Origin of the sequence: Brumimicrobium glaciale (assembly GCF_004152935.1) — a bacterium.
Lineage (GTDB): Bacteria > Bacteroidota > Bacteroidia > Flavobacteriales_D > Crocinitomicaceae > Brumimicrobium > Brumimicrobium glaciale.
Genome location: NZ_SETE01000004.1, coordinates 295,008 through 305,866 on the forward strand (window position 1 = coordinate 295,008; position 10,859 = coordinate 305,866).

12 protein-coding genes are annotated in these 10,859 nt (G+C 34.8%); 7 read left to right on the top strand and 5 right to left on the bottom strand.

Annotation, left to right across the window (positions count from 1 at the left end):
- Positions 1 to 337: 337 nt before the first annotated feature.
- A complete protein-coding gene (locus ERX46_RS11145; protein ID WP_130093947.1) occupies positions 338 to 1,318 on the bottom strand; it encodes a pyruvate dehydrogenase complex E1 component subunit beta in 981 nt (326 codons plus the stop codon).
- A 180-nt stretch (positions 1,319 to 1,498) separates the two neighbouring features.
- Between ERX46_RS11145 and pfkA the strand changes: the two genes are divergently transcribed.
- Positions 1,499 to 2,470: a 6-phosphofructokinase gene (gene pfkA, locus ERX46_RS11150; RefSeq protein ID WP_130093948.1), complete on the top strand. Its 972-nt coding sequence runs from the start codon at positions 1,499 to 1,501 to the stop codon at positions 2,468 to 2,470.
- A gap of 181 nt (positions 2,471 to 2,651) precedes the next feature.
- Positions 2,652 to 3,218 (top strand): transposase, encoded by a 567-nt coding sequence (locus tag ERX46_RS11155; protein WP_130093949.1) that lies wholly within the window; start codon positions 2,652 to 2,654, stop codon positions 3,216 to 3,218.
- A gap of 177 nt (positions 3,219 to 3,395) precedes the next feature.
- Here the strand turns inward: ERX46_RS11155 and ERX46_RS11160 are convergent, their stop codons facing one another.
- The 4 genes from ERX46_RS11160 to paaE form a co-directional block, all read right to left on the bottom strand.
- Positions 3,396 to 3,830 (bottom strand): hypothetical protein, encoded by a 435-nt coding sequence (locus ERX46_RS11160; protein ID WP_130093950.1) that lies wholly within the window; start codon positions 3,828 to 3,830, stop codon positions 3,396 to 3,398.
- 257 nt (positions 3,831 to 4,087) lie between these two features.
- Entirely contained in the window at positions 4,088 to 4,780 is a 693-nt protein-coding gene (locus ERX46_RS11165) for an SDR family NAD(P)-dependent oxidoreductase (protein ID WP_130093951.1), read from the bottom strand.
- A complete protein-coding gene (locus ERX46_RS11170; RefSeq protein ID WP_130093952.1) occupies positions 4,770 to 5,879 on the bottom strand; it encodes a 2Fe-2S iron-sulfur cluster-binding protein in 1,110 nt (369 codons plus the stop codon). The genes ERX46_RS11165 and ERX46_RS11170 overlap by 11 nt, the downstream gene beginning before the upstream one ends.
- 20 nt (positions 5,880 to 5,899) lie before the next feature.
- A complete protein-coding gene (paaE, locus tag ERX46_RS11175) occupies positions 5,900 to 6,973 on the bottom strand; it encodes a 1,2-phenylacetyl-CoA epoxidase subunit PaaE (RefSeq protein ID WP_130093953.1) in 1,074 nt (357 codons plus the stop codon).
- A gap of 292 nt (positions 6,974 to 7,265) precedes the next feature.
- Here paaE and paaA point away from each other — a divergent pair, with 292 nt between their 5' ends.
- From paaA to ERX46_RS11200, 5 genes are all read left to right on the top strand, one after another.
- A complete protein-coding gene (gene paaA, locus ERX46_RS11180; protein WP_130093954.1) occupies positions 7,266 to 8,219 on the top strand; it encodes a 1,2-phenylacetyl-CoA epoxidase subunit PaaA in 954 nt (317 codons plus the stop codon).
- Positions 8,220 to 8,255: 36 nt separating this feature from the next.
- Positions 8,256 to 8,543: a 1,2-phenylacetyl-CoA epoxidase subunit PaaB gene (gene paaB, locus ERX46_RS11185; protein WP_130093955.1), complete on the top strand. Its 288-nt coding sequence runs from the start codon at positions 8,256 to 8,258 to the stop codon at positions 8,541 to 8,543.
- Positions 8,544 to 8,552: 9 nt separating this feature from the next.
- On the top strand, positions 8,553 to 9,311 hold the full coding sequence (paaC, locus tag ERX46_RS11190; protein WP_130093956.1) for a 1,2-phenylacetyl-CoA epoxidase subunit PaaC: 759 nt from the start codon (positions 8,553 to 8,555) through the stop codon (positions 9,309 to 9,311).
- A 167-nt stretch (positions 9,312 to 9,478) separates the two neighbouring features.
- Positions 9,479 to 9,961: a 1,2-phenylacetyl-CoA epoxidase subunit PaaD gene (gene paaD / locus ERX46_RS11195; RefSeq protein WP_130093957.1), complete on the top strand. Its 483-nt coding sequence runs from the start codon at positions 9,479 to 9,481 to the stop codon at positions 9,959 to 9,961.
- A 598-nt stretch (positions 9,962 to 10,559) separates the two neighbouring features.
- Complete coding sequence (locus tag ERX46_RS11200; RefSeq protein WP_130093958.1) at positions 10,560 to 10,772, top strand: heavy metal-binding domain-containing protein; 213 nt, start codon at positions 10,560 to 10,562, stop codon at positions 10,770 to 10,772.
- Positions 10,773 to 10,859: the final 87 nt, after the last annotated feature.

Consider the following 10,859-nt stretch of genomic DNA (forward strand, 5'->3'; position numbering starts at 1 on the left):
CACCAGAGGAATCCCCTCTTTCTTTTGCAAGAGTTCAATTTTACGTAAAAATTGTATGATGATTAATTGTTATAATCCGTAAATTAGTTAATCATCAGTATTGATTTTCGACCTAACTTGTTAACCTAAATTTTTATTCAAATCAAAAGCTTTTACAGCTAGTATAATTAAGTAGATCCAGAAGAGCGACATGTTAATAACCATGGACTAAAGTCCTTGGTAAAAAACAGGAACAAAACCCCTCAAAATCATATGTAGCGCTTTTTTTAATTCACAATAACAAAAAAAAGTCCAGACATTAACGCCTGGACTTCATTTTAAATATATTATGAAAATTCTAATTTCTATACATTGTCGCTTTTACTGCTTTCATGATTCTACTTACATTTGGCAACGCTTCTTCCATCAACGGTGGAGAGAATGGGAATGGAGTATCAGATTGTGTTACTCTCATTACTGGCGCATCTAAATAATCAAATGCATAACGCTGTAAATGATAAGCTATTTCAGATGAAATTGACGCTAGTGGCCAAGATTCTTCAACAACTACACAACGGTTTGTTTTCTTGATTGATTCAACAACTGTTTCATAATCGATTGGTCTTACAGTACGCAAATCAATTACTTCACAAACAATTCCTTCTTTCTTTAATTCTTCTGCTGCTTTGAAAACTTCTTTGATGATCTTTCCGAAAGTTACGATGGTAACATCGCTTCCTTTTTGTTTTACATCAGCAACTCCAATTGGAATAAGGTATTCTCCTTCTGGAATTTCACCTTTATCTCCGTACATTTTCTCAGATTCCAAGAAAACGATTGGACTTTCGTCACGAATTGCAGATTTCAATAATCCTTTAGCATCAGCTGGATTTGATGGAGTTACTACTTTTAATCCTGGAACATGCGCATAAAAAGATTCAAACGCTTGTGAATGCGTTGCTCCTAATTGTCCAGCTGTACCATTTCCACCTCTAAATACGATTGGACAATGGTATTGACCACCTGACATTTGCAACATTTTCGCTGCACTATTAATAATTTGGTCAGCTGCCAAAATAGCGAAGTTCCATGTCATGAATTCTACGATTGGACGTAAACCATTCATTGAAGCACCTACTGCTATTCCAGTAAAACCAAGTTCAGCAATAGGAGTGTCAATAACGCGTTTTTCTCCAAACTCGTCTAACATTCCTTGCGAAACTTTATATGCACCGTTATATTCGGCAACTTCTTCCCCCATTAGAAATACATTTTCATCACGACGCATCTCTTCTGACATCGCTTCTCTCAGGGCTTCTCTAAATTGAACTGTCTTCATTATTAAAGTCTTATATTTTCCTTTTAATTAAAAGTAAATTTACGTGGGTAAAACTAAGAATTTTTGCGTTGAACCTTAAAGAAACGGCATCTTTTTTCTTTAAATAATGCAAGGTTGAACTTATTCACTTATTTTTAGGGTTCATTGTTCACATAATTATTGATTAACCCAAAATTTACTATGAAAAAGATCGGAATACTTACTTCAGGAGGCGACGCACCAGGAATGAATGCTGCAATTCGCGCAATTACAAAAGCAGCAATGCACTATGGGATTGAAGCTGTGGGTATCAGAGATGGTTTTGAAGGATTGATGAATGGTCGATTTATAAATATGAAATATACCGATGTTGACAACATTATTCAACGCGGAGGAACAATTTTAGGATCTGCTCGTTGCCCAGAATTTAAAGATCCCGAAGCAAGAAAAAGTGCTGTTGCCCATGTTAAAGAAGCCGGAATTGATGGATTAATCGTAATTGGTGGAGATGGTTCTTTTCGTGGTGCAAATGTATTGGCCAAAGAGGTAGATATCCCAGTTATTGGGCTTCCAGGAACAATCGACAATGACTTATATGGAACAGAAGCGACAATTGGATATGATACTGCATTAAACACTATTGTTGAGGCTGTAGATAAAATTCGAGATACTGCTACCTCACATAAACGGGTTTTCTTTGTTGAAGTAATGGGACGAGATTCAGGGTTTTTAGCCTTAAATTCAGCTATTGCATCTGGAGCAGAATCTGTTTTAATTCCTGAAACAATAACCGACATAGTTGCAATTGCCAATCAAATAAAATCTCAAAATAAAGGACGCAGAAGCAGTATAATCATTGTTGCCGAAGGAGATGAAGAAGGCGGTGCGATGGACATTATGCGAAAAATAAAACCTCATCTAGAAGACTTCAAATTACGCACCACAATCCTAGGACACATTCAAAGAGGTGGCTCTCCCTCCTATTATGACCGTGCTTTAGCAACTCGTTCTGGAATTATGGCAGTTGAACTTTTAATGGCTGGTGTTACAGAAAAAATGGTTGGAATTAAAGCCGATGAATTAATTACAGTTGACTTTAAAGATGCGATTGAAAAGAAAGCTATGCCTAAAATCGAAAGAGAAGAGCTTTTGTTGAAGTTGCTTACGAAGTAATTATTAATGGTAAATTGATAATTCGTTAGGCGTGGTTGTTTTGGTTGTTTATCATCCTTTTTAATTGTCATTTAATAATCTATTTTCAAATGTTATTTATGAGATTGGTCTTGTTTTAGCGTGAATAAAGCATTTAGTTTTTGTATCTTAATTTAGATAAATATCAAAAACCACTTAATTCATGAAAAACAATAAATACAGAAATGGTTCCTTTCGACTACAATCTTGGGATTACCGAAATGATGGTGCTTATTTCGTAACAATAAACGCCGCAAACCACAAGCATTTTTTTGGTGAAATTAAAAATGGAACAATGCATCTCAATGATATTGGAAAATTTGCTGAAGAATTTTGGATGGAAATACCTAATCACTTTGCTCACGTTCAATTGGAAAACTTTGTAGTAATGCCAAATCATACGCATGGAATTTTAATTTTGAAAGGTTGCGCTGGTTTATCAAGTTCTAATGATACCAATAAACAAGCAGAACCGAAATCAAAATCTAAAATAAGAATTGGTGGAAAAAATGAAAATTGGAATCCTGGTAGTGTTGGTGTTATCATTAATCAATATAAAAGAATCGTAACAATCAATGCACGTAAGAAAAATCCTTCATTCGGTTGGCAGCCAAAATTTAATGATCATATCATTCGTAATTCTATATCATTTGAACGAATTCAAAATTATATAGAAAATAATCCTCAGAAATGGGAAGATGATATTTTTAATGGGAAAAGGAAACGGTGATGCTTATTGGGTTTGGTATGTTGGATTATCTTTGTTAGAAGGTTATGCATGCTGGTATGGATGAATGATGTGGTCCTATGCATATAATGTGTATGCTGTATGTATAAATGTTGGCGGTTCATTCATGTTGGGGGTGTATGCATGTTGGCGGTGTATGCATGCCCTAATAGGGCAAGCCTACTCCTCCAACAAATCCACAGGTGCAATCTTTTCTATTTCAGGCAAATTCTTTTCGATAAACGCAATTCCTTTTTCGGCATTGCGTTTTAAATTTGGCAAATGTAGAATTACCTTTTTACCAGATTTCATATTAAATTCTATAGCTGATATTCCAATTCCTGATTTATTTATGTTGATGCTTTGTATATCTTTTTTAGGTATAGAAATCTCATCGTAAGTGACTTTATTATCATCAACTTTTAGTTCTATTGGTTTTCGAGCGACTCTATGTGCTAAAACACCTGTTAATGTTAACAATACAAGTCCAAGAAATATAACAAGATATTGATGGCCACCATTTCTTTGAATAAGTACTGGAATCACAATCCAAATTGGAGAAAGCAATGCAATAGCTAGGTAAAGTTTCTTTAATCGAATGGCGTACAGCTTCATTTTAATTATTAATTTTTATTGTTAAATTGTTAACGTTTTGGGGGTTGTTAGACTTGAAGAATTATAGGTGGCTTGTAGGATGAATTTTCAAAATTTAATTGATTTGCATGATGTAGGGACGATTTGCATGGTATAGGGACGATTTGCAAATCGTCCGTACCGTGCAAAATCAAATATAAATTTCATTCTTCGTTTAATAAATCCTCAGGCTCAATTACCTCTACTTCGCCGTTCGTAATTGAATTATTCCTAATTGATTAAGGAGTAGTCGAACTCACAGGTAAAACTTTCCCATTAAAAAACTTCGGAGCTGTATAGGCAAAATCAACAATGAACTCAGCCATTTCAGATGCAGAAATTGGTGCTTGTAATCCAGGGAATGCCTCTTCCAACATCTCTGTTTGAGTTGCTCCTAAACACAAGCAATTCATTTTAATTTTTGTGTCTTTGTATTCTTCAGCAAAAAGTTCCGTGAAACTTGTTATTCCGGCCTTCGATGTTGAATAAGCGGATAATCCAGGGAATTTCACACTTCCTTGAAACGCTCCCATTGTTGAAATATTCACAATGTGCCCCCCTTCTTCTAGCATTTTGCCCACCATGAATTGCGTCGCGTGCATAACACCAATTGCGTTGGTTTGGTAACAAGCGTTAATGTCTTCTCTTGTTAATTCAAGAAAAGGCTTATTCACTAATTTTCCAGCGTTATTGATCACAATATCAACCGTAGGAAATTGGTCTAGCGTTTTCGCCATGTCAACATGCAGGTCTTCCGACATTAAATCGATAAAACCTGAATGAATATTTTCAGCAGTAAAATTAGATTTCATTGCTTCAGTATTTCTCGATAAAGCAATAACAGTATTGGATTTCTCTTTAGCAAATTGAAGGACTAATTCCTTACCAATCCCCCTACTTGCTCCGATAACTACAATTACCTTATTCGTCATAACTTATAATTAATTCTTCACTGTTTGGATGTGCTTGGCAAGTTAAAATGTAACCATCCTTAATTTCGCTATCTGTTAATGTAAAGTTCTTTTCCATAGTTGCAGAACCTTTTAAAACCTTCGCTTTACATGTACAGCAGATTGCTCCACGACATGAATATGGTGCATCGATTCCATGACTTTCAACTTCTTCAAGGATTGTATCTCCGTCAGTCGCCAATTCAAAAACCTCTTCTTCGTCGTCCAAAATGACAGTTACTTTCGATATTCCAGTGAAATTAGAAACTACTGACTCTTTAGTTGATTCCATTAAAACCGGCGTAGTAAATAATTCATAGAACATTTTCTCATCTGGAACACCAAACTTTTTCAATACATTTTGCGCATTGATAATTACTGGCTCAGGTCCACATAAGTAGAATCCTTTCGCTTTAAGTAACTCTAAATTATTTTTGATAATACCGGTAATCACCTCTTCGGTCAACATTCCGTGTAAGTAACCTTCTTTTTCTTGTTCAGAAAATATATGCGTTGTTTTTACTTTATCTGCTGATAATAGATTCAATTCTTCTTCAAACATTATAGATTGGTCATTTCTATTTGCATAGAATAAATCTAAATGTCCTTCTCCTGTTCCGTTGATTAATTTTGCAATGGACAACACAGGAGTAATTCCACTTCCTGCTGCAATGGCAACATAATTCCCATCAACTTTAGCCATCTTGAAATTTCCAATTGGAAAACTAACTTCGATTTCATCTCCAACCTTAGCTTTATCATTGAAATGAGAAGAAACAACTCCTTTCTCAACTTTCTTAATTCCAATTGCCAAAGGTTCATTAACATCACTACAAATAGAATAAGAACGGTGTTCCGCTTTTCCATTGATGTCCATTATCAAATTCAAATATTGACCTGGAACGTAAGCATAACTTACTTTCAATGCCTCAGGAACTTCAAAAACAACTTTTACTGCATCTTCAGTCAATCGGTCAATTTGTTTGATTTTAAGAACAGCACTCGATTGCTCTTTTGTAGCTTTCTTATTGTCTTTGCTTGACTCCTTCTTCCCCCCAAACACTTTTTTAAACAAACTCATATCTATCTTTTATATCGTTATTATTCATCAAAAGAAACTACCAACTTTTCACTTATCGGATGTGCTTGACAAGTTAAAATATATCCGGCTTCAACTTCGTCAGCTTCTAGCGCATAGTTAACATCCATTCTTGCTGAACCTTCCAAAACTTTTGCTTTACAAGTACAACAAACACCGCCTTTACATGAAAAAGGTACATCAGCACCCGCTTTTGCAGCTGCATCTAAAATACTTTCTCCATCACTTTGCAAATTCAATAAAATCTCCTCACCATCTAGAATAACCTTAATATTAGCTTCTACTTTTTCAGCAGCAGCAACAGTTGGTAATGGTTTTTTATTGGTTTGAGTTGGCGAAGTAAATAATTCAAAATGCACTTTCTTAGGATCAAAGCCAGCTTCTTCAAAAACATCTTTTACAGCGTAAATAGTTGGTTCAGGACCACAAACAAATATTTCGTCTGTATCTTGACCTTCCAAAACTGCTTTATAAATACTTTCAATTTTATCTTTATCCAATAAACCTTCTTGTAGTTTATTTCCTAATTTCTCATTACTAAATACATGCATCAAGCTAAACTTGTTCATGTATCTATTTTTCAAATCTTCTAATTCATCACGGAAAATAATGTGGTCAACACCTCGATTACCATAAATCAAAGTAACATTACTTTTCTTCGCAGTATGCAAAATTGTTTTGATCAATGACATAACAGGAGTAATTCCACTTCCACCAGCAAAAAACAAGAATGATTTATTCGTATTTTCGTCAATTTCAGTAGTAAATGTTCCCATTGGCGTCATCACTTCAATTTCTTCTCCAACCTTCAATACATCATTTGCAAAAGTTGAGAACTTACCATTAACCATCTTTTTAACAGCTACACGCAATTCATTTTCCTGCAAACCAGTACAAATAGAGTAAGATCTTCTAACATCTTCACCATCAATTGTGGTTCTGAAAGTCACGTATTGACCTGGTGTATATTTATAATTCTCCGCAAACTCATTAGGGACTGATAATGCAATAGATACAGCATCATTAGTTTCCTGACGAATATCTTTTACTTTTAATGTGTGAAATCTTGGATTCATAATTTTCAAATTCTGTGCTTACAAAATTAACAACTAAAGGCAATTTTCTTGGATTCCGTGGTAAAAAGTTATATCTTATTGCAACATTGATTTTAAAAGTGACATTTAAGCTCTTTTCAGCCATTAGGATTATATATTGTTGAACTTATGCTTAATTATATTGTTTTAACTGGTAAAAAGTAAGATAAACAGAAAGTAGAGTTGATAATCAAGATAAGAAATCGTAATTATTTTATAAATTTGTAGAGGAGCTGATTTTCACAAAAGATTTGCGCTCAAAAAACTAAAAAACATGGAGAAAGATAATTTAGAAGCATTAGACAAGAATTTCCAGGACAAAGTTGATCGTGAGATTAAAATTGAACCGAAAGATTATATGCCTGATGCATACCGTAAAACTTTAATTCGTCAGATATCACAGCACGCCCATTCAGAAATTGTAGGACAACTACCAGAAGCGAATTGGGTAACACGTGCACCAAATTTGAGAAGAAAGGCTGTTTTATTGGCTAAAATTCAAGATGAAGCTGGACATGGATTGTATTTATACAGTGCTGTTGAAACTTTAGGAGCAGATCGTGAAGACACCATAGATGACTTGCACTCTGGTAAAGCTAAATATTCAAGTATTTTCAATTACCCAACATTGACTTGGGCAGATATGGGAATGGTTGGTTGGTTAGTCGACGGAGCTGCAATTATGAATCAAGTACCTTTGTGCAGATGTTCTTATGGACCTTATGCGCGTGCAATGGTGCGTGTATGTAAGGAAGAATCTTTTCACCAACGTCAAGGATTTGAAATCGTGACGCAATTGGCTAGAGGAACACAAGTTCAAAAAGAAATGGCGCAAGAATCATTGAACAGATGGTGGTGGCCTTCATTAATGATGTTTGGACCAAATGATGCAGAATCTACACATACTGCTCAGTCAATGGCTTGGAAAATTAAACGAAACACCAACGATGAATTAAGACAAATGTTTGTTGACGCTACTGTGCCGCAAGCAGAATTAATTGGATTAAAAATTCCAGATAAGGATCTTAAATTCAACGAAGAAACAGGTCATTATGACTTTGGAGAAATCGATTGGGATGAGTTTTGGCAAGTTGTAAAAGGGTACGGACCATGTAATGATGAACGTGTTGCAGCCCGTAAAAAAGCAAAAGAAGATGGAATGTGGGTTAGAGAAGCCGCAAATGTTTATGCTGAAAAAAGAGCTAGACGTAATAAAAAAGTATCTTAATAAAGCATTCACTAATTATATTCAAGAAAAGAAATTATGAGCAAAAAAGAATGGCCACTTTGGGAAGTATTTATTCGCAGTAAACAAGGATTAAGTCACAAACACGCGGGTAGTTTAAGGGCACCAGATGAAGAAATGGCAATCAATAATGCACGTGACGTTTACACACGTCGTAGCGAAGGTGTGAGTATTTGGGTTGTTGAATCTAAAAATGTTGTTGCATCAGATCCTTCTGAAGCTGGACCAATGTTTGAACCAGCAAATTCAAAAATATACCGTCACCCAACATTTTATGAAGTTCCAGAAGGAATTAAACACATGTAAGCCGAAAAAATGACAAAACAAGAAGCATTATTTGAATTTTTATTGCGAAAAGCAGATGACAGTTTAATCCTTGGTCACCGTTTGTCTGAATGGTGTGGACACGGTCCTATCCTTGAGGAAGACATCGCATTAACGAATATTTCACTTGATTTAATTGGTCAAGCGACAGAATTATATAAATACGCTGCTGAAGTTGAAGACAAAGGAAGAACTGAAGATGATTTAGCTTTCCTGCGTATTGAAAGAGAATACAAAAACGTATTGCTGGTTGAGCAATTAAACGGAGATTTCGGAAAAACAATTGTTCGTCAATTCTTCTTTGATCACTTCGAACATTTATTGTACGAAGGATTAATGAACAGTAAGGATGAAAGAATTTCTGCAATTGCCACAAAAACAATTAAGGAAGTTAAATATCATTTAAGACATTCAAGTGAATGGATTATTCGTTTAGGAGACGGAACTGAAGAATCTCATGACCGTGTTCAAGCATCAGTTAAAGATTTATCTCGCTTCATAAATGAATTATTCTACCAAGATGAAGTAGAAGAAATCCTTATTAAGGAAGGAATTATTCCAGATGTTAAAGAATTCAGAGTAGCCTTTGAAAACAACATTGAAAAAATCCTTGAAGAAGCAACATTGAAACTTCCAGAAGAAAAATGGCAGTTAACAGGTGGTAGAAAAGGAGTTCACTCTGAGCATTTAGGTTATTTATTGGCTGAATTGCAATATATGCAGAGAACTTATCCGGGAATGGAATGGTAAAATTTAATGGTTAATGGTTAATTAGTAATGGTTAACGCGTTTGGACTTTTCATTAATGGTTAACGGTCTGATTTGTAAATCAATTACGAATTACGAATGTTTGAATTATTTCATAATACTTTCAACTGAACAATTCGTAATTCGTAATTACATAATTCGTAATTAATATGAAAGCTGAGGATATTTGGGCAATGCTTGAGGACGTTACGGATCCAGAGGTTCCTGTGTTGACTGTTGTTGATCTTGGAGTTGTTCGTGATGTTCAGTTTGTGAGTAAAGATCATTGGAAGATAATTATTACTCCGACTTATACTGGATGTCCGGCCATGCAGGTTATTGAGGAAGACATTAAGGCAAGATTAGCCAAAGAAAACATTACAGTTGATGTGGAACTGGTTCTTTCTCCTGCTTGGACAACGGATTGGTTGAGTCAAGATGGTAGAAGAAAGCTTGAAGAATATGGAATTACTCCGCCACAAGATGAGGGAGATAAGTCTGTTCTTTTTGGTAAAAAACCTGTTATTCCTTGTCCACTTTGTAAGTCGAAAAACACAAGATTGATTTCTCAATTTGGTTCTACGGCTTGTAAAGCACATTATCAATGTAATGATTGTCAAGAACCATTTGATTATTTTAAATGTTTGAAGTAGAAGATTAATATAATATTGAGTAAAGCTTGATTGAAGAGGAGATAATTAATTATTTCCTCTTTTTTTGTGCGTAATCGTTTTTAATTTCATTGAATATAAAAGCATTATAGAAGAATCAGTAATTACCAAAATCCTTTTATACTGTTTGCTGTTCTTTATGGTTCTATTGGGTTACCAAGCTAAGTCGTAATTATTTAAAAAGAGATTCCTCGTCGTTTCACTCCATCGGAATGACAGGTTTTCGTTGGCTTGGGTGGGGTAAAATTTGCTCAAGCTTCGCTTGAGCAAATTTTACCCCAAAGACTTCTCTAAGAACTGTCATTCTGATAGTTGAGAAAATATTAGATTTTAACAACTGAGGAATCCCTTCTTCCTTTTTGCTAAAGTTTAACTCTAGATAAAATTAATTAATGCGATTATCTGCTGTATTATTAAAAAACATTTCGTTAAAATTAGGGATTAACGACCTATATTGGCAGCCCAATATATCTATTCAAATCTAGCATCGATATAAAAATTAATTCCTCCAATTTGTTTAAATTAATCGTTTTAACTATCTTTCTTGGAAATTTAAAGAATTACACAAAAACAATATAACATGAAAAAAATGAAAGTTTTAATGGCAACAGGAATGTTTTTCCTAGCTGGAATGATGTTTACTGCATGTGGCGCTGAAGGTACAGAAGTACAAGAACAAACGGCTGAGCAGGAAGTTTACCAATGTCCAATGGATTGTGAAGACGGAAAAACTTATGAAGTAGAAGGACAATGTCCTCTTTGTGAGATGGATTTGGCTTTGGTTGATGCATAGATTTTCATAGGGACGGTTTTGTATGGGTGATTTGTATGGGGGGTTCGTATGGACGGTTCCATATGGGTGATTTGTAGGGGCGGTTTT

Excerpts from the sequence above, each read along its gene's own strand:
- ERX46_RS11145 (WP_130093947.1), bottom strand. The coding sequence starts at position 1,318 with ATGAAGACAGTTCAATTTAGAGAAGCCCTGAGAGAAGCGATGTCAGAA.
- pfkA (WP_130093948.1), top strand. The coding sequence starts at position 1,499 with ATGAAAAAGATCGGAATACTTACTTCAGGAGGCGACGCACCAGGAATG.
- ERX46_RS11155 (WP_130093949.1), top strand. The coding sequence starts at position 2,652 with ATGAAAAACAATAAATACAGAAATGGTTCCTTTCGACTACAATCTTGG.
- ERX46_RS11160 (WP_130093950.1), bottom strand. The coding sequence starts at position 3,830 with ATGAAGCTGTACGCCATTCGATTAAAGAAACTTTACCTAGCTATTGCA.
- ERX46_RS11165 (WP_130093951.1), bottom strand. The coding sequence starts at position 4,780 with ATGACGAATAAGGTAATTGTAGTTATCGGAGCAAGTAGGGGGATTGGT.
- ERX46_RS11170 (WP_130093952.1), bottom strand. The coding sequence starts at position 5,879 with ATGAGTTTGTTTAAAAAAGTGTTTGGGGGGAAGAAGGAGTCAAGCAAA.
- paaE (WP_130093953.1), bottom strand. The coding sequence starts at position 6,973 with ATGAATCCAAGATTTCACACATTAAAAGTAAAAGATATTCGTCAGGAA.
- paaA (WP_130093954.1), top strand. The coding sequence starts at position 7,266 with ATGGAGAAAGATAATTTAGAAGCATTAGACAAGAATTTCCAGGACAAA.
- paaB (WP_130093955.1), top strand. The coding sequence starts at position 8,256 with ATGAGCAAAAAAGAATGGCCACTTTGGGAAGTATTTATTCGCAGTAAA.
- paaC (WP_130093956.1), top strand. The coding sequence starts at position 8,553 with ATGACAAAACAAGAAGCATTATTTGAATTTTTATTGCGAAAAGCAGAT.
- paaD (WP_130093957.1), top strand. The coding sequence starts at position 9,479 with ATGAAAGCTGAGGATATTTGGGCAATGCTTGAGGACGTTACGGATCCA.
- ERX46_RS11200 (WP_130093958.1), top strand. The coding sequence starts at position 10,560 with ATGAAAAAAATGAAAGTTTTAATGGCAACAGGAATGTTTTTCCTAGCT.